General features: G+C 67.7%; 18 protein-coding genes and 1 pseudogene. 10 read left to right on the forward strand and 9 right to left on the reverse strand.

What is annotated here, in order from left to right:
* Positions 1-387: sugar phosphate nucleotidyltransferase (locus QN345_RS06520; protein WP_323508517.1), on the reverse strand; the 387-nt coding region annotated here is incomplete at its 3' end.
* 81 nt (positions 388-468) lie between these two features.
* Here QN345_RS06520 and glgA point away from each other — a divergent pair.
* From glgA to QN345_RS06535, 3 genes are all read left to right on the forward strand, one after another.
* Entirely contained in the window at positions 469-1,650 is a 1,182-nt protein-coding gene (gene glgA, locus QN345_RS06525; RefSeq protein ID WP_134446607.1) for a glycogen synthase, read from the forward strand.
* A 49-nt stretch (positions 1,651-1,699) separates the two neighbouring features.
* Complete coding sequence (locus QN345_RS06530; protein ID WP_134446606.1) at positions 1,700-2,482, forward strand: ABC transporter ATP-binding protein; 783 nt, start codon at positions 1,700-1,702, stop codon at positions 2,480-2,482.
* Positions 2,483-2,594: 112 nt separating this feature from the next.
* Positions 2,595-2,846, forward strand: coding sequence for a type B 50S ribosomal protein L31 (locus QN345_RS06535; RefSeq protein WP_134446605.1), 252 nt, complete (start codon positions 2,595-2,597; stop codon positions 2,844-2,846).
* A gap of 108 nt (positions 2,847-2,954) precedes the next feature.
* Here the strand turns inward: QN345_RS06535 and QN345_RS06540 are convergent, their stop codons facing one another.
* On the reverse strand, positions 2,955-3,641 hold the full coding sequence (locus QN345_RS06540) for an exonuclease domain-containing protein (RefSeq protein ID WP_134446604.1): 687 nt from the start codon (positions 3,639-3,641) through the stop codon (positions 2,955-2,957).
* A gap of 81 nt (positions 3,642-3,722) precedes the next feature.
* Here QN345_RS06540 and QN345_RS06545 point away from each other — a divergent pair, with 81 nt between their 5' ends.
* Positions 3,723-4,622 carry an alpha/beta fold hydrolase gene (locus QN345_RS06545; protein ID WP_134560141.1) on the forward strand — a complete coding sequence of 300 codons (900 nt, stop codon included), beginning with the start codon at positions 3,723-3,725 and terminating at the stop codon, positions 4,620-4,622.
* A 43-nt stretch (positions 4,623-4,665) separates the two neighbouring features.
* Positions 4,666-5,751 (forward strand): glycosyltransferase family 4 protein, encoded by a 1,086-nt coding sequence (locus QN345_RS06550; protein ID WP_134560143.1) that lies wholly within the window; start codon positions 4,666-4,668, stop codon positions 5,749-5,751.
* Here the strand turns inward: QN345_RS06550 and QN345_RS06555 are convergent.
* Both QN345_RS06555 and QN345_RS06560 read right to left on the reverse strand, forming a co-directional pair.
* Positions 5,739-6,395 carry a histidine phosphatase family protein gene (locus QN345_RS06555; RefSeq protein WP_241975454.1) on the reverse strand — a complete coding sequence of 219 codons (657 nt, stop codon included), beginning with the start codon at positions 6,393-6,395 and terminating at the stop codon, positions 5,739-5,741. The two genes, QN345_RS06550 and QN345_RS06555, sit on opposite strands and share 13 nt — an antisense overlap.
* Before the next feature lie 76 nt (positions 6,396-6,471).
* Positions 6,472-7,323: a Sir2 family NAD-dependent protein deacetylase gene (locus QN345_RS06560; RefSeq protein ID WP_322189694.1), complete on the reverse strand. Its 852-nt coding sequence runs from the start codon at positions 7,321-7,323 to the stop codon at positions 6,472-6,474.
* Between the two features lie 140 nt (positions 7,324-7,463).
* On the opposite strand from QN345_RS06560, the gene QN345_RS06565 reads away from it, so the two are divergent.
* Positions 7,464-8,264: a TrmH family RNA methyltransferase gene (locus tag QN345_RS06565; RefSeq protein ID WP_134446599.1), complete on the forward strand. Its 801-nt coding sequence runs from the start codon at positions 7,464-7,466 to the stop codon at positions 8,262-8,264.
* A gap of 63 nt (positions 8,265-8,327) precedes the next feature.
* Positions 8,328-9,563, forward strand: coding sequence for a D-alanyl-D-alanine carboxypeptidase (locus tag QN345_RS06570; RefSeq protein ID WP_322189693.1), 1,236 nt, complete (start codon positions 8,328-8,330; stop codon positions 9,561-9,563).
* Positions 9,564-9,590: 27 nt separating this feature from the next.
* Here the strand turns inward: QN345_RS06570 and QN345_RS06575 are convergent, their stop codons facing one another.
* A complete protein-coding gene (locus QN345_RS06575) occupies positions 9,591-10,379 on the reverse strand; it encodes an SGNH/GDSL hydrolase family protein (protein ID WP_134446597.1) in 789 nt (262 codons plus the stop codon).
* 58 nt (positions 10,380-10,437) lie between these two features.
* On the opposite strand from QN345_RS06575, the gene QN345_RS06580 reads away from it, so the two are divergent.
* Positions 10,438-12,255 (forward strand): DEAD/DEAH box helicase, encoded by a 1,818-nt coding sequence (locus QN345_RS06580; RefSeq protein ID WP_134446596.1) that lies wholly within the window; start codon positions 10,438-10,440, stop codon positions 12,253-12,255.
* A gap of 110 nt (positions 12,256-12,365) precedes the next feature.
* Positions 12,366-12,845 carry an Lrp/AsnC family transcriptional regulator gene (locus QN345_RS06585; protein ID WP_134446595.1) on the forward strand — a complete coding sequence of 160 codons (480 nt, stop codon included), beginning with the start codon at positions 12,366-12,368 and terminating at the stop codon, positions 12,843-12,845.
* 15 nt (positions 12,846-12,860) lie between these two features.
* On the opposite strand, the gene QN345_RS06590 is transcribed toward QN345_RS06585, so the two are convergent.
* On the reverse strand, positions 12,861-13,370 hold the full coding sequence (locus QN345_RS06590; RefSeq protein ID WP_134446594.1) for a SixA phosphatase family protein: 510 nt from the start codon (positions 13,368-13,370) through the stop codon (positions 12,861-12,863).
* A gap of 119 nt (positions 13,371-13,489) precedes the next feature.
* On the opposite strand from QN345_RS06590, the gene QN345_RS06595 reads away from it, so the two are divergent.
* Positions 13,490-14,077, forward strand: coding sequence for a TMEM175 family protein (locus QN345_RS06595; RefSeq protein ID WP_322189692.1), 588 nt, complete (start codon positions 13,490-13,492; stop codon positions 14,075-14,077).
* Positions 14,078-14,210: 133 nt separating this feature from the next.
* Here the strand turns inward: QN345_RS06595 and QN345_RS06600 are convergent, their stop codons facing one another.
* From QN345_RS06600 to QN345_RS06610, 3 genes and pseudogenes are all read right to left on the reverse strand, one after another.
* Positions 14,211-14,414 (reverse strand): cold-shock protein, encoded by a 204-nt coding sequence (locus QN345_RS06600; protein ID WP_035840308.1) that lies wholly within the window; start codon positions 14,412-14,414, stop codon positions 14,211-14,213.
* Positions 14,415-14,670: 256 nt separating this feature from the next.
* Entirely contained in the window at positions 14,671-15,507 is an 837-nt protein-coding gene (locus tag QN345_RS06605; protein ID WP_134560153.1) for a DUF3097 domain-containing protein, read from the reverse strand.
* 44 nt (positions 15,508-15,551) lie between these two features.
* Positions 15,552-18,104, reverse strand: a pseudogene (locus QN345_RS06610) (error-prone DNA polymerase); the annotation flags it as partial.
* Positions 18,105-18,131 lie beyond the last annotated feature (27 nt).

Below are 18,131 nucleotides of genomic sequence, written 5' to 3' on the forward strand. Positions count from 1 at the left end.
GTCGTGGTCGGCGCCGACCACGACGACGATGTCGGGCTTCTCGTCGTGGATCAGGTTGAGGCTCTGCAGGATTGCGTCCGCGGAGCCGGAGAACCAGCGCTTGCCGAGGCGCTGCTGCGCGGGCACGGACGCGATGTATGAGTTGAACAAGCCGCCGGAGACGTGCCAGGTCTGGGAGACGTGACGGTCGAGGCTGTGCGACTTGTACTGGGTCAGGACGACGATCTGGGTCAACCCGGAATTGATCAGGTTGGACAGTGCGAAGTCGATGAGCCGGTAGTTGCCGCCGAACGGAACGGCCGGCTTTGCGCGGTCCTCCGTCAACGGCATCAGTCGTTTGCCCTCGCCACCAGCGAGTACGATTCCAAAGATCTTCTTCGATGCCATGTCTTTACAGTAAGGGCATCCGGGGCCTGTGGCCACCCGAAAACGGTGTGTCGGATGCGATGCTGCGCTAGTTTTACTTTCATGCGAGTCGATCTGTTGACCAAGGAATATCCACCAGAGGTTTATGGCGGGGCCGGCGTGCACGTCGCTGAGCTCGTCAAGGCCCTCCGTACCGACATCGACGTCGTGGTGCGCTGCTTCGGTTCGCCGCGCGACGAACCGAATACCTTCGCATACGGCGTCCCAGCCGAGCTTGCGACGGCGAACGGCGCCCTGTCGACACTCGGCGTCGACCTGTTGATGGCCCAGGACGCCGCGGGCACCGACATCGTGCACTCGCACACCTGGTACGCCAACGGCGCAGGGCACCTCGCCAAGCTCCTGCACGGCGTCCCGCACGTCGTCACTGCACACAGCCTGGAGCCGCTCCGGCCGTGGAAGGCCGAACAACTCGGCGGAGGCTACCGGGTCTCGAGCTGGATCGAACGCACGGCCTTCGAGGCAGCGGATGCCGTCATCGCCGTCAGCGGGGGAATGCGGGCGGATATCCTCCGCAGCTATCCGGCACTCGACGAGTCCCGGGTGCACGTCGTCTACAACGGCATCGACCTCGAGGCCTGGAAGCCGACCGCGGACGAGGACATCGTCCGTTCGCTCGGCATCGACCCGACCCGACCCTCTGTCGTGTTCGTCGGACGGATCACCCGGCAGAAGGGACTCCCGTATCTTCTCCGTGCCGCAGCGTCTCTCCCGCCTGAGGTCCAGCTCGTGCTCTGCGCCGGGGCACCGGACACCGCAGAAATCATGGCCGAGGTGACCGCTGGAGTCAGGGCGCTCCAGGCCGAGCGCACCGGGGTCGTGTGGATTCCGGAACACCTGTCCCAGCACGACCTCTCCGCCGTCCTGACGGCCGGCACCGTCTTCGTCTGTCCCTCGGTCTACGAGCCTCTCGGCATCGTGAACCTCGAGGCGATGGCGTGCGGCCTCCCGGTTGTCGGTTCGGCGACCGGCGGCATCCCCGAGGTCGTCGACGACGGGGTCACCGGACGACTCGTGCCCATCGACCAGGTCAGTGATGGCACCGGCACGCCGATCGACCCTGACCGTTTCGTCGCCGACCTCGCCCGCACCCTACTGGAGGTCGTCTCAGACCCCGATCGTGCCGCGGAAATGGGCAGGGCCGGCCGGATCAGGGCAGAGGAAAAGTTCAGCTGGAGCCAGATCGCCACGAGCACCCGGGAGATCTACGCCGGGTTGCTCTGAGCCCCGCCCGGCGTGCCGACGCCTCGGCGACGGCAGATAACATGGATGCATGGTCAACGTTCTTCAATTCACCGACGTCTCCGTCGTCCGGGCTGGCACAACCATCCTCGACTCAGTGAACTGGAGTGTTGATGACGATCAGCGCTGGGTGATCCTCGGCCCGAACGGCGCTGGAAAGACCACGCTCCTCCAGATCGCCGCCGCGATGCTGCACCCCACCCGGGGCACAGCCGAGGTGCTCGAGGAGCCGATCGGCGGCACCGACCTGTTCGAACTGCGTCCGCGCATCGGCTTCGCGTCGACCGCGCTCGCCCGGAAGGTTCCGGCGGGTGAAAAGGTGATCGACGTCGTCATGACCGCCGCGTATTCGGTGACCGGTCGCTGGACCGAGGAATACGAGGCCATCGACGAGCGCCGCGCCCAGCGTGTCCTCCAGGAATGGCGCCTCGACCACCTCGCCGATCGCACCTTTGGAACCCTGAGCGACGGTGAACAGAAGCGAGTGCAGATCGCCAGATCGATCATGACCGACCCCGAACTGCTCCTGCTCGACGAACCGGCGGCGAGCCTCGACCTCGGCGCCCGCGAAGAACTCCTGCGCCTGCTCGGCGGTTATGCCCTCGAGCAGAGTTCACCGGCCATCATCATGGTCACCCATCACGTCGAAGAGATCCCCCTCGGCTTCACCCACGCCCTGCTTCTCTCTGGTGGACGCGTCGTTTCGGCCGGCCCCTTCGCGGAGTCTCTGACGGCGGACACCCTCACCGAAACGTTCGGCCTGCCGATCGGCCTGAGCGAGGACGCCGGTCGCTTCACGGCCCGTGCGGCCTGACGTTCGCTTCTGCTAGACTCGACAGTCGGTCCTCGGGCCGTGTAACTTTTTCCTGCCGCCGTTCCCCGGGCCATCCGGTCCGGACCGGCGCAACTCATATAAGGAAGTTTTCATGAAGTCTGACATCCACCCCACATATGCCCCCGTGGTCTTCCGCGACCTCGCGTCGGGTGCGACCTTCCTGACCCGTTCGACGGTCTCGAGCGCCAAGACGATCGAGTGGGAAGACGGATCCACCTACCCCGTCATCGACGTGGAAATCTCCTCTGAGTCGCACCCGTTCTACACGGGCAAGCAGCGCATCATGGACTCCGCCGGACGCGTGGAGAAGTTCAACTCCCGCTACAAGGGCTTCGGCAAATAAGACCGACGCACTCGAGCGCGATACACGAAAGGCGAGCAGCCACGGCTGCGCGCCTTTTCTGTACCCCGCGTTCCGTACCCCGCGCGGATGCCTGCGGTGCTGCTCGCGTTACCGCTCGGGCCACGCGCCGCTCGCGACGAACTTCGGGTCGCGTTCGCGGCGCATGTAGTCCTGGAAGCGCTCGGCCTGCTGCATGGACCACTGCACCTGCAGCTCGTGCAGTTCGGCGACCGTGCCCGGCAGCACGGCGACGTGGGCCTTCGCGATGGCCTGGGCGACCCTGCCCGCGGCGATCGCGTCCGCACCGGCGTCATGGGCGTCGTCGAGGGACACCCCGTAGTAGGCGCTCGTGACCTCGAGGGTGCGCTTGCCCTTGCGGTAGCGGTCCACCTGCTTGTCGATGACCAGCGGGTCGACGACGGGGGAGGGCGACACGAGTGGTGCGACCCCGTAGCGGATGGCCTCCCGGTTGAGCAGGGAGAGGTCGTACGGCGCGTTGTATGCCACGATCGGAAGGCCCCTGCTGAGCAGTTCCCGGATGGTCGCGACGATCTCGGTGACACCTTCGCCGGCGGCGCGCCCGTTCGCAACGGCCTGGGCCGTCGTGATGCCGTGCACGTTGGTCGCCTGCTCGGGGATCTCGATGCCGGGGTCGAGCAGCCAGTCGATGCGCTCGACGACGGCCCCTGAGACATCGATCACGGCCACCGTCGCCGAGACGATGCGACTCGTCTCCACGTCGATTCCGGTCGTTTCGAGGTCGAAGACGGCGAGGGTGTCACTCCAGTTGCTCATGGGGCCAGCCTAGGGCCGACCGCCGACATCCCCGGGCGTCGACGCCGCTCCGTCGCGCGCGTCCTGCGTAAACTGGAGGGGATGATTGTTCCTTCGCCATACGACGCCCAGCTCGCCCGGATCCCGGTGAGCGTTCACACCGTCCCGGTGCTCGGGACCGACACCCGCTACTGGGAGTACGGGGATCCCGCAGCGACGACGACGATCGTGATGGTGCACGGCTTCCGCGGCGACCACCACGGCCTCGAGCCCGTCGTCGCCCAGCTCGCGGGGTATCGCATCCTCTCGCCAGACCTGCCCGGCTTCGGCGAATCGGCGGCGCTCACGACCCTGGGACACGACGTGCCCGGCTACTCGGAGTGGCTCAGGGGCTTCGTCTCGGCGGTCGCCCCGACCGGGCGCACCGTGATCCTCGGGCACTCGTTCGGCTCGATCATCGTGGCCTCCGCCGTCGCGGGCGGACTGCCCGCGGATGTCGTCGTGCTCGTCAACCCGATCGCGGCGCCGGCCCTGTCCGGTCCCCGCGGAATCCTCACCCGCCTCGCGGTGTTCTACTACTGGTCAGCGGCCGCCCTACCGGAGCGGCTCGGCTTCGCCCTGCTCCGCAACCGCGTCATCGTGCGGGTGATGAGCATCGCGATGGCCAAGACCCGTGACCCCGCCCTGCGCCGCTGGATCCACAACCAGCACGACCGGTATTTCTCCGCCTTCTCCGATCGCCGGGTCGTGCTCGAAGCCTTCCGCGCGTCCGTCGGAAGCGACGTGAGTGAATTCGCCGCGCGCATTCCGCAACGCACCCTGCTGATCGCGGCGGACAAGGACGACATCACCCCCGTCGAGGCCCAGTACCGGCTGCGCGCGCTGTTCCCGGACGCCCGTCTCTATGTCATCCCCAACGTCGGGCACCTCATCCACTACGAAGTTCCCGCCGAAGCGGCAGAACAGCTGCGCCGCTTCCTCGACGAGGCGGCGTCGGCATGATCGGCCCCGGCATGATCGGCCCAAGCAGGATCGAGCTGACAGCATGAGGATCGTTTTCGACTGCCGCTACACCCGGTTCGACCGGCACGACGGCATCAGCCGCTACACCTCCGAACTCGTCACCGAGCTGAGCCGGCTGCACGCCGTGACGATGCTCATCAGCGACCACAGGCAACTCGCGATGCTCCCCGCGCTCCCGTGGCAGCTCGTGAACGCGCCCACGAGCATCCGCGAGCCCCTCGTCGGCCTCCGCGTCAACCGGCTGCACCCCGACGTCGTCTTCAGCCCGATGCAGACCATGGGTTCTTGGGGCCGCAACTACAGACTGCTGCTCACCGTCCACGACCTGATCTACTATCGCAACCGCACACCCCCGCGCGACCTGCCCGCCTTCATCCGGCTGCTCTGGCGGTTCTACCACCTGTCCTGGTGGCCCCAGCGGATGCTGCTGAACCGCGCTGACGGCGTCGTCACGGTCTCCGAGACGACACGGGCACTCATGCTGAAGCACCGCCTCACCCGCAAGCCCATCACGGTCGTCCCCAACGCCGCCGGTGCCCTCGGCGAGGCGGCAGGTGCAGGGACGGGCGTGCGTCGCACCGGGCCGGCAACGGGCAGCCTCGTCTACATGGGCTCGTTCATGCCGTACAAGAACGTCGACACGCTCGTGCGCGCCCTCGCTGACCTTTCCGGCCATGACCTGCACCTGCTCAGCCGGATCGGTGACACGGAGAAGGCCCGCCTGCAGGGGCTCGCCCCCGGAGCGCGGATCGTTTTCCACGACGGCGTCTCCGACGCGGAGTACGTGTCCCTGCTCGATTCGGCGACGGCCCTGGTGACCGCGTCCCTCGACGAGGGCTTCGGGATCCCCCTCGTCGAAGCGATGAGCCTCGGGATCCCGGTCGTCGTGAGCGACATTCCGATCTTCCGGGAGATCGGCGGTGAGGCCGCGCTCTACTTCGAACCGCGCGACGCCGGGGGGCTCGCGGCTGCCGTGCACCAGCTCGACGAACCGGGGGAGTGGGCGAAGCGCTCAGGGCTCGCCATCGACCAGGCCGCCCGGTACAACTGGGCGGACTCCGCGCAGATCCTGCTCCGCGCGATCCGGGAGACCGCTCAGCCCGAGTAGTGCGTGTTCTCCGCTAAACCGCGGATCGTCGCGTCGAAGTGCTCGAGCTCGAGCCGGCCGTCGGTCCAGAGGAAGTCGTGGACGGATCCGTTGGCGATGATCTCGTCGGGGTGCGGGCGCACGCCGGCGGTCAGGTAGCGGATCAGGGTTCCGATCACGCCGCCGTGGCAGACCACGAGTACCGCGTCACCCGGGAACTCCTCGGCCACGCGGCCGAGGGCCGGAAGCACCCTGTCGAGGACCTGTTGGCGCGACTCGAGGCCGGGCACCGGCATCCCGTTCGGGAACTGGCGCTGCCGTTCTGCGAACGTGAGGCCCTCGATGTGGCCGTGGTGACGCTCGGTGAGGTCGTCGATGATCTCCGGCCGCGGCAGGCCGAGTTCCCCCGCGATGATGCGGGCGGTTTCCGCGGCCCGGTCGAGCGGGCTCGAGACGATCTTCTCCCAGGCGGCGGAGCTCTCGGTCAGGCCGCCGTCGAGGCTGGGCGCCAACCCCGCGCGGCTGCGCTTGAGGAGCCGCAGGCCGGTCTCGGCGGCCTGGGCCCGTCCCGTCGAGTTCAGTGGGATGTCGGTGCGGCCCTGGATCCGGGTGGCGAGGTTCCAGTCGGTCTGGCCGTGTCGGACGATCGAAAGCCTGGTCTGCAACCGGTGCATGGTCTCGCGTGGCCCCTGTCTGCGCTGTCCTGTCTGGCGCTGTCCCGTCTGGCGACCAGGACCTCCTCTACCCCGTGAGGCGTTCGGCGAGCCCGGCCAGCACCTCGGAGGTGCCGGCTTCCAGCTTAACCAGTGCGCGCGCGTCTCCCTTGGTCACGCCCCGATTGATGACGATAATCGGCAGTTTGCGCCGGCGGGCCTGTTCGAGCAGGCGGATGCCCGAATTCACCGCGAGAGACGATCCGGCGACGATGAGCGCCTGGGCCCCGGCGACGAGGGCGGTGGCCTCGACGAACTTGACCGTCGGCACGAGCTCGCCGAAGAAGACCACGTTGGGCTTGAGCATCCCGCCGCAGACCGTGCACGCGGGGATGACGAAGCCCGTGAGGTCGGTGACGTCGGCGTCACCGTCCGGTGCGAGACGGGTGGAGTCCGGCCGCCGCAGGGACGGGTTGTCGGCTTCGAGGCGGGCCGCGATGCTCTCCCTGTCGAAGGCCTGGCCGCAGCCGAGGCAGACGACGAGATCCATCGAGCCATGCAGGTCGACGACGTAGCGGGAACCGGCCCTGGTGTGCAGCCCGTCGACGTTCTGGGTGATCACGCCGGAGATGACACCATGGGCCTCGAGGGCGACGAGCGAACGGTGCCCGAGGTTCGGCTCAGCTGCGCGGAACCGACGCCAGCCGAGGTGGCTGCCCGCCCAGTACCTGACCCGGGCCCTGGGGTCGTCGATGAAGGTCTGATAGTTCATCGGGGTGCGGACCGGCGCGCCCTTCCCCCGATAGTCGGGGATGCCCGAATCCGTGCTGAGCCCGGCGCCGGTCAGCACCGCAGCACGCTTTCCGCGCAGGAGTTCGGCGACCGTGTCAAGGGTGTCGGCCGAAACCTCGCCCGCGACGGGAATCGTCTCGGTGGTCATAACGCTCCGTCCTGTCCACTCCGAGTCTAAGCTGGCCAGTTTTCGTCCTTGTTACAGAACTCGGGTACGTGACCTCGAGTACGTGACCGGGTGAGACAACTGGCAGTCTGGACGTGTTCTCCTTCGAAAGGCAAATCACCGTGCAGATCATCCACATCGACTCCCTCGACCTTCCCGGTCTTGCCGACTACTCCCAGCTCACGGATGTCGCACTCCGGCGGAAGTCCGAACCGGCGGGCGGCCTGTACATCGCCGAGTCGACCAAGGTCATCGCGCGCGCCCTCGAGGCCGGACATCGCCCCCGCTCGGTGCTCCTGCAGGAGCAGTGGCTGCCCGACGCCCTCGAACTGCTCGCCGACTGGCCGGACGTGCCGATCTACGTCGGCGCGGCATCCGTGCTCGAAGAACTGACCGGGTACAACCTGCACAGGGGGGCACTCGCCGCGATGCACCGACCCGTGCTCGCGCCGGTGTCCGATCTGGTCAGGGGCGCCCGCCGGATCGTGATCCTCGAGGACATCGTCGACCACACCAACGTCGGCGCTATCTTCCGCTCGGTCGCCGGACTCGGCGCCGACGCCGTTCTGATCACCCCGCGCTGCGCCGACCCGCTCTACCGGCGCAGCGTGCGCGTGAGCATGGGCACGGTGCTTCAGGTGCCCTGGACCCGGCTCCCCGAGTGGGACGAAGCCGTTCCTCTGCTGCACGAAGCCGGCTTCCACCTCGCAGCACTCGCCCTCGCGGACAACGCGGTGAGCCTCGACGACTTCGCGATCGACCCGCCGGAGCGGCTCGCGATCGTGCTCGGCGCCGAGGGCGACGGGCTCAGCAGGCAGGCGCTCTCTGTCGCGGACACGGTCGTCACGATCCCGATGCTGCACGGCGTCGACTCGCTCAACGTCGCATCCGCGAGCGCGGTCGCACTGTACGCGCTGCGCTGACCGGGACTGCGCCGCGCCGCGGTGTCCAGCGTTTCCCTATCCGTGGATCGGTAAAGTGAGCGGATGCCTTCCGCGAGTCGTTCCACCATCCTGCGTCGCCGATTCGCGGTCCTCGGGGGCCTGCTCGTCGTGATCCTCCTCGGGGGCTACTTCGCGACAACGAGTGCCGCAGCACTTCCAGCGTCGGCGGCGACGCTCACGCAGCCTGCCGCGCTCACCCAGCCGGCGACGGCAATGAAATGGCCGGGAATCGGGGAGGGCGCGATCGGCGCCGTGGGCTACGACGGGGTGCTCGGCTCCAACGGCAGCCAGGCCGCCGTGCCGATCGCGAGCATCACCAAGATGGTCACCTCCCTCGTGCTGCTCGAGGCGAAGCCGCTCGCGGCCACCGAGGCCGGTCCCGACGTGAAGTTCACCGACGCCGATGTGCAGATCTACTACGACGTGCTGGCCCAGGACGGCTCGGTCGCCCCCGTCGTGTCCGGGATGGTGCTGAGCCAGCGCCAGGCCCTCGAGGGCATGCTGCTGCCCTCCGCGAACAACTACAGCATCACCCTCGCGAACTGGGCGTTCGGTTCTGTCGACGCGTATCTGAAGGTCGCCAGGGCCTGGCTCACCGACCATGGCCTGACCGGGACCACGATCGCGGACACGAGCGGGATTTCGCCGCTGAGCGCCAGCACGCCGGCCGACCTCGTCGAGATCGGCAAACTCGTGCTGAAGAACCCGGCGCTCGCCTCGATCGTCTCGGAGAAGACGGCCACGCTGCCGACGATCGGGACGGTGACCAACACCAACGAGATGCTCGGCGAGCACGGTGTCGACGGCATCAAGACCGGGACGACGGACGAAGCCGGCGCGTGCCTGCTCTTCTCCGCGGACTTCACCGTCGGAGACACGACCGTGACCCTCGTCGGGGTCCTGCTCGGCGGGACCACCCACGACACCCTCGACGCCGACATCGGGCGGCTCATCGAGAGCGTCAAACCCGGCTTCCGTGAGGTCACCCTGACCGAAGCCGGTGCGTCCTATGGAGCGTACGCGAGCGTCTGGGGGCAGAACGGTTCGGTCGTGGCCGCCGAGAAGGTATCCGCCCTCGTCTGGTCTGACACGGCCGTCACGGGCGTCGCAACGGCCCGTTCGGTCGGGGTCGGCTCGGACGGAGACGCCGTCGGGTCTCTCGACTTCGTGGTCGGCACCCAGAAGATCAGTGTGCCCCTGGTGCTGGACGGCACACTCAGCGATCCCGGACCCGGCTGGCGCTTCACGCACCCTGGCGAACTCCTCGCGTCCCGCTGACGCCTCTGCGCTGTGTGAAGAGCTGGGCTACTTGACGGCCTGGCGGAACGGCCCGGCCTCCGGGCGTTTGGGCAGCACGTGGTCCCCGGACGACTGGTGCCTGATGCGGCGCAGCACCCACGGCACGAGATACTCCCGCGCCCAGACCATGTCCTCGCTGCGCGCCTGGCGCCAGGTCTGCGCGGGCAACGGCTCGGGCTCGGAGGGTTCGAGACTGTTGGGCACGTTGAGCACGTCAAGCACCATCCGGGCGACGGTGTGATGTCCGAGGGCGTTCAGGTGCAGCCGGTCGGGCGCCCACATCCGTGCGTCCTGGATCTCGGTGAGGGCCCACAGGTCGGCGACGACGCAGTCGTAGCGCGCAGCGACGGCACGGATGTTCTCGTTGTAGATCGCGATCTTGCCGCGGATCCCGCGGAAGACCGGGGCGAACCCGACATCGGCGCCCGTGAACAGCACGATCGTGGCTCCGTCGCGGCTGAGCAGGCGCACGGCCTCATCGCACCGGGCGGCGATCTCGTCGGGGTCTGACCCCGGTCGGATCACGTCGTTGCCGCCTGCCGAGAAGGTGATCAGGTCCGGATGCACGTCGAGGGCCTGCTCCAGCTGCTCGTCCATGACCTGCCGGATCAGTTTGCCGCGCACGGCGAGATTCGCATACGCGAAGTCCGTCGAGCCCTGGCTGAGTACCTCGGCGACGCGGTCTGACCAGCCGCGGAATCCTCCCGGGCACGCGGGCTCGGGATCCCCGACACCCTCCGTGAAGGAATCGCCGACGGCTACGTACCGCGACCAGGGATGCAATGGCGTTGTCATCAGTCCATTCTCCTCGTTTGCACGAAACTGTCGGTTCACCTTGCTAGGTTCTATTGAAGTGACTACCTCAGCAGCGTTCGAACCGAACCAGGGAACGAGTGCAGCCGAACACCTGTCCCCGTCGTTCCCCGGCCGGGCCGCCTGGGGTACCGCGACCAAGCTGCGCGCCTGGCAGGAAGAGGCCCTGGCCGCCTATTTCGTGCACCAGCCCCGTGACTTCCTCGCCGCCGCGACACCGGGAGCAGGCAAGACCACGTTCGCACTGCGGCTCGCCTCCGAGCTTCGTGCGCGGCACCTGATCGACCGCATCACCGTCGTAGCCCCGACCGAACACCTCAAGCGCCAGTGGGCGGATGCCGCCGCTCGCGCGGGCATCCGCCTCGACCCCTCGTTCAAGAACGCGGACGGGCGTTACGGCAACCACTTCCACGGTGTCGCCGTCACGTACGCTCAGGTCGCCAGCCGGGCCGCCCTGCACCGCGAGCTCACCCAGTCCAGCCGCACCCTCGTCATCCTCGACGAGGTGCACCACGGGGGCGACGCCCTCAGCTGGGGCGATGCGATCCGGGAGGCCTTCGAACCGGCGACCCGCCGCCTCTCCCTGACCGGGACCCCGTTCCGGTCAGACACCTCGCCCATCCCCTTCGTCAGCTACCTGCCGGACGAGCACGGCATCCGTCTCTCGCAGAGTGACTACAACTACGGCTACGGTCGCGCCCTTGCCGACGGCGTCGTGCGCCCGGTCATGTTCATGGTCTACGCCGGGCACATGAAGTGGCGCACGCGTGCCGGCGACGAGATGGAAGCCAAACTCGGCGAGGGCAACACCAAGGACATCACGAGCCAGGCCTGGCGTACGGCGCTCGAGCCGACCGGGCAGTGGATCCCCGCCGTGCTGCGCGCCGCTGACTCGCGCCTCACCCAGGTCCGGCACGGCATCCCGGACGCCGGCGGCCTCGTCATCGCAACGGACCAGTCAGCCGCACGCGCGTATGCCACCATCCTCGAGGAGATCTCCGGGGAACCGGTGACCGTCGTGCTTTCTGACGAGAAGGAGTCGAGCGACCGGATCGACGAGTTCTCGAAGAACACCCGGCGTTGGATGGTCGCCGTCCGGATGGTGTCAGAGGGTGTCGACGTTCCCCGGCTCGCCGTCGGCGTCTACGCGACGAGCGCATCGACACCCCTGTTCTTCGCGCAGGCCATCGGCCGCTTCGTGCGCGCCAGACGGCGCGGCGAGACGGCCTCGATCTTCCTGCCCAACGTGCCGAGCCTGCTGAGCCTCGCCAACGCCCTCGAACTCGAACGCGACCACGCGCTCGACCGGAGCAACAGGGACGACGGCGACGACGGGATGTACAACCCCGAAGATGCGATGGTCGCCGCGGCGAACCGGGATGAGAAGGGGTCGGACGGACTCGGCGAGGACGAGTTCACCTGGCAGGCGATCGACTCCCAGGCGACCTTCGACATGGTCATGTTCGACGGCGACGAGTTCGGCCAACTCGCCGAACCGGGAACGGACGAGGAATTCGACTTCATCGGCATCCCCGGACTCCTCGAGCCGGAACAGGTTTCTGAGCTGCTCCGGCAACGGCAGTCCCGCCAGGCCAAACGGTCGACCGACCGGCGAAAGAACCCGGTCACGGGCGAGATCGCCCCCGAGGAACCGCCGCCGCTTTACCGCACCCTCAAGGAACAGCGGACCTTGCTCGCGAGTCTCGTGGGCATGTGGTCGAAACTCGCGAATGAGCCGCACGGGATCGTACACGCCGAACTACGGCGGGTCTGCGGGGGACCCGCAGTTGCCCAGGCGAGCGTGACCCAGCTGCAGAACCGGATCGACTTGCTGCGTCGCCGCCTCGGCCGCAGCTGAAGCCACCGCCTCGCGCGATCGATCCTCGATCGTTACCCGGTCCGGGCGCAGACCCTTGCGTCAAGGAATGATTCGTCGCATAAGCTCTTAGGGACGAAAGAGTGTGACTGATGGAACCGAAGAAAGCCGAAATCGACAGGGTCGACCGGGCATTGCTGAAGGCCCTCTCGGTCAACGCGCGGGCCTCCGGCGCCGCACTGGCTGCCGAGATCGGTGTCGCCGAGTCAACCGTGTCGCTCCGGTTGCGCCGGCTGCAGCAGCTGGGCCACATCCGCGGGTACCGGGCGAACATCGACCTCGCAGCCCTCGGAGCCTCCCTGCAGGCGCTCATTTCCGTGCGGCTCGTCAAACACGCCCGGGTGCAGATCGACGACTTCCGTAATGCCGCTCCGCACTGGCCCGGCGTCATCGGTCTCTTCCACACCGCGGGGGCCGACGACTACCTCCTGCACGTCGCGGCGGCGAACGCGTCCGCGCTGCGTGACTTCGTGCTCGAACATCTCGCCGAGCATCCTGCTGTCGCGCACACCGAGACCAACCTCATCTTCGAGTACGTCGACGGTGACGGCTGGCAGGACCTCGTCAACTAGTCGACGACCGTCCCCTCACTGAGCGCGGTGACGGTGCGGAAAGTCTTCCGGCGGGCGCCCGGTCGCCAGGATCTCGGCCGGTCGCCTGCCGGCGTCAGACCACGGTCCGGCCAAGCCCAGCACGGCGAGGGTGCTGGTCGGCATCGGTATCCACGTTCCGGTGAGGAGTTCGGCGAGGCCGGTGATCCCGGGATTGTGCACGACGAGAACGACCGTGTGGTCCTCGTCGGGAAGCTCCCTGACGACGTCGAGCAGTTCGTCGGCGGATGCCGCATAGCCGCGGCTGTCGACCACGGTCGGCGGCGATTCCGTCAGTTCACCCTCGGCGATTTCCCAGGTGCTGCGAGCGCGGTGCGCGGGGGAGACGACCGCGAGATCGATGTGCCCGATATTGCGGGCGAGCCACGCTCCGGCGAGCGGCGCCTGGCGCAGTCCCCGTTCGGCGAGCGGGCGCTCGAGGTCGGAGACCTCGCCGGACCAGTCGGACTTGGCGTGCCGCAGCAGGATCAGGGTGCGCTCACTCATGCCCTGAGTCTGCCACCGACGGCCGGACAGGTTGTGCGAAATCCGGCTCCTGACAGGGCGAACGGAATCTGGGATGATGCCCTCAGCGCACCTGAACGGACGACAGGGACCGGAGGCACATGACCAAGAACAGGCTCGAAGCGTTCAGCGATGGCGTGCTCGCCATCATCATCACGATCATGGTGCTCGAGATCCGGGTCCCGGAGGAACCGACCTGGCAGGGGCTCGTGACCATCCTGCCCACGCTGTTCAGTTACCTGCTGAGTTTCCTCTACATCGGGATCTACTGGAACAACCACCACCACTTGCTGCGCCTCGCCTCCGGCGTGAACGGCGGCATCCTCTGGGCGAACCTGCACCTCTTGTTCTGGCTCTCCCTGTTCCCCTTCGCTACGAGGTGGAGCGACGAGTCCGGCTTCGCCGAGGTCCCGGTCATGGTCTACGGGTTCACGCTGCTCCTGGCCGCCGTGGCGTTCTACATCCTGCAGCGGACCCTGATCCGTTACCAGGGCGCCGACGGAGCCCTCGCCAGGGCCCTCGGACGGGACTGGAAGGGCAAGGGCTCGCCCTTCATCTACCTGGCCGGGATTCTGCTCGCCCTGGTGCAGCCGCTCGTGTCCATGGGCGTTTTCGCGATCGCCGCACTCATCTGGCTGGTGCCGGACCGGCGGGTCGAGCGTTTCGTCGGAGACGGCCGCGCAGACTAGGGCGGCGGCGAGAAAAGCTTCGGCTTAACGAAGTAATGCCCCCGCCGAAGCGGGGGCATTACTGGAGCTCTCTGGGCGAATGACCTCGGTCAGACGCAGTTCAAGCAGTGTGCTGATTCAGCACTGAGCAGAATCAGAGGGCGCGGATGTTCTCGGCCTGGGGACCCTTGGGGCCCTGGGTTACCTCGAACTCGACCTTCTGGTTCTCGTCGAGGGACTTGTAGCCATTGGAAGCGATCGCGGAGTAGTGCGCGAACACGTCGGCGCTTCCGTCGTCGGGAGCAATGAATCCGAAGCCCTTTTCAGCGTTGAACCATTTCACGGTACCTGTTGCCATTTTTGAAACTCCTCCAGGAGTGTTAGACCGACCCCGACTGTCGGGGCCGTTCGTCGCGGTATTCGTCGTCCGCTTCCGAAAGGAATACGCCGCATGGACCGAAGTCCGTGCGTTTTAAGACGTGCAAGCACTACAACTACTGGGACAAGACTAGACCACTTCGCTCGGTAAGAACCGGATTTGGGGCGAATTCGAGTCATAACCGTTACGTTTTATGAATATTTCGCCCGAACAGGGGCGGTATTCAGCCCACCTGTCAATCGACGGTCGCGAAGTCGATGAGCTGTTCGACCCTGCCGAGGAATGCGGCCTCGAGGTCGGCATACGACCGGACCCGGCCCAGGATGCGTTGCCAGGCCCTGGCGATGTCGGCCTGGTCCTCGTGCGGCCAGCCCAGGTGCTCGCAGATCCCGTGTTTCCACTCGACCGTGCGGGGGATCGTCGGCCAGTCCTTCATCCCGAGTCGCTCGGGTTTGACGGCCTGCCAGACGTCGACGTAGGGGTGCCCGACCACGAGGACGCTCCGCCCGTGCGGGCCGCGAGCGACGTTCTCGGCGATCCGGCTCTCCTTGGACCCTGGTACGAGGTGGTCGACGAGCACGCCGACCTTCCTGCCTGGTCCCGGGCTGAATTCGGTGAGGAGTTCCTCGAGGTTGTCGACTCCCTCGAGGTATTCGACGACGACGCCCTCGATCCGGAGGTCGGCGCCCCAGACCTTCTCGACGAGTTCGGCGTCGTGCCGACCCTCGACGAAGATCCGGCTGCCGCGGGCGACCCGCGCGCGGGTCGCGGCCATGGCCAGGGAACCGGATGCCGTCCGGGCGCGTTGCTGGGCCGCCCTGGCGGGCACGACGAGTCGGACGGGCTCCCCGTCGATCAGGAACGCTGAGCCGAGGGGAAAGAGCCGGAGCGCGCCGTGCCGGTCCTCGAGGGTCACGATCTGCTTCTCGAGGCGCACGATGGCGCCGCAGAACCCCGTGGCGACTTCTTCGACGACGAGGTCGCGGACGGCGTCGTGGGTCGGGATGACCTTCCGTCCCACCTCGCGCCAGCCCGGCCTCAGGGCGTCCTGTCCGTATCGATCGTCATTCACCCGTTCGACGTTAGCCGAAGACCCACGGGAGAGGGACGGCTCTCTCAGCGGAAATCCCGGGAGGTCGTCGGCGCCGCGAGGGTGAGGGTTTCGAATTTGTCGGCGAGGAGATTCGTGACGCCCTCCGGGGAACGCTCCAGGATGCCGCGCACCACGAGCGCGGGCGATTCCCTCGCGATTCTTCGGTAGCGGTTCCAGACGCCGATTCCGGCGATGACGTTGAGAGTCCCGGTTTCATCCTCGATATTGAGGAAGGTCACCCCGCCGGCGGTCGACGGGCGCTGCCGGTGGGTGACGACGCCGCCGACCTGGATCCGGCGTCCGGACTCGGCGGCGGGAAGCCGGTCGATCGGAAGGGCACCGCGAGCGGCCAGGCCCGCGCGCGCGTGGCTGATCGGATGGTCGTCCGGGGAGATGCCGGTTGCCCAGAGATCATAGACGACCTGTTCGACGGGGCTGAGCAGGTCGAGCAGAGGCGGCTGCACGGTGACGGCGGTTCCGCTGAGGTGGTTCGGTCGTTCGGTCGCCGCCTCTCCGGCCGTCCACAGCGCGGTCCGCGGTTCGAGCCCGAGACCGGAGAAAGCACCGGCGGCGGCGAGCGCCTCGAGCTGTTCCGTGTTCAGGCCGACCCGCCCCGCGGCATCCGCCATCGACAGGTACGGCCCGTTGAGGCCGCGCTCTGCGACGATGCGGCCCGCCAGGTCGCCGCCGATGCCGGAGACCTCGGCCAGGCCGAGGCGCACCGCGAAGTCGCCGTCCCTGCGGTGGTCTGCCCAGTCCGGCGGAACAGCTCGGTCGAAGGGAGGCACCGGAGGCTGCTCTGGGCACAGGCACACCGAACGGCGAACTGTCGGGGGACCGTCGGTGGTTTCGAGGCCCGCGTCGGCGCCCGATCGGAGGATGTCCGGACGGAGCACGGTGACGCCGTGGCGGCGGGCGTCCGCGACGAGCGACTGCGGAGAGTAGAAGCCCATCGGCTGGGCGCGGAGGAGGGCGGCCAGGAAGGCGCCGGGGTAGTGCAGGCGCAACCAGGCGCTCGCGTACACGAGCAGGGCGAAGCTGATCGAGTGGCTCTCCGCGAAGCCGAAGTTGGCGAAGGCCTCGATCTTGGCGTAGATCGTGTCGGCCACGTCCCCGGTGATGCCGTTCGACGCCATCCCGGCGTAGAGCCGGTCGCGGAGGGTGGAGATCTTCTCGATGCCGCGCTTGGATCCCATCGCGCGACGGAGCAGGTCGGCGTCCTCGCCGGAGCACCCGCCGACGGCCATGGCCATCTGCATGAGTTGCTCCTGGAAGAGCGGGATGCCGAGTGTGCGTTCGAGCACGGGCTCGAGTTTCGGGTGCAGGTACGTCACCGGTTCCTGGCCGAGCTTGCGCCGGATGTAGGGATGCACGGCGCCGCCCTGGATGGGCCCCGGCCGGATCAGGGCGATCTCGACGACGAGGTCGTAGAAGCGGCGCGGCTGGAGGCGGGGCAGGGTGCCCATCTGGGCGCGGCTCTCGACCTGGAAGACTCCGACGGAGTCCGCCCGGCAGAGCTGGTCGTAGACGCCGGCTTCCTCGCGGGGGATGGTCGCGAGGGTCCAGGTCTCGCCGAGGTGTTCTGCGGTGAGGTCGAAGGTGTACTGGATGGCCGCGAGCATGCCGAGTCCGAGCAGGTCGAACTTCACCAGGCCCATCCAGGCGCAGTCGTCCTTGTCCCACTGCAGCACTGTCCGGTTGTCCATCCTGGCCGGCTCGATCGGGCAGACCTCGCCGACGGGGCGGTCGGTCAGGACCATGCCGCCGGAGTGGATGCCGAGGTGCCTGGGGGAGCCGAGCAGCTGCTCGGCGAGGTCGGTCACGAGCGGGGGGATGTCGTGTTCCGGACTCGAGGCGGATTCGCTCCAGCGCTCGACCTGCTTGGACCAGGCGTCCTGCTGGCCCGTGCTGAAGCCGAGCGCCTTGGACATGTCGCGCACGGCGACCTTCGGCCGGTAGGTGATGACGTTCGCTACCTGGGCCGCGTTGAGCCTGCCGTAACGGCTGTAGACGTACTGGATGACCTCCTCGCGCCGGTCGGAGTCGAAGTCGACGTCGATGTCCGGCTCCTCGTCGCGAAGGCTCGACAGGAAGCGTTCGAAGGGGAGCCGGTAGAAGATGGAGTCGACCGCGGTGATGCCGAGCACGAAGCAGACGGCCGAGTTCGCCGCAGAGCCGCGGCCCTGACAGAGGATGCCGCGGCTGCGCGCGAACCGGACGATGTCGTGCACGATCAGGAAGTAGCCGGGGAAGTCCTTGGCCTCGATGACCGCGAGTTCCTTCTCGATGCGCTCGAGCACCGACGGAGAAGCTCCCGGGTACTTCTCGGCGACGCCGTCCGTGACCAGGGACCGCAACCAGGTCATCGGTGTGTGCCCCGCAGGGACATCCTGGCGGGGAAGGCGGGGGCGCGCCCGGCGTAGCGAGAAGGCGAGTTCGGCGGCGAGCGGAACGGTGTTCGCGACCGCGCCGGGATAGCGCGCGAACCGGGCGGCCATTTCGGCGCCGCCGCGCAGGTGCGCTCCGTCGGAGCCGGGGAGCCAGCCGTCCATCTGGTCGAGGCTGCGCCGTGCGCGACATGTCCAAGGCGCTCGGCTTCAGCA

Source organism: Cryobacterium sp. 10I1 (genome assembly GCF_035019805.1).
Classification (GTDB): domain Bacteria; phylum Actinomycetota; class Actinomycetes; order Actinomycetales; family Microbacteriaceae; genus Cryobacterium; species Cryobacterium glucosi.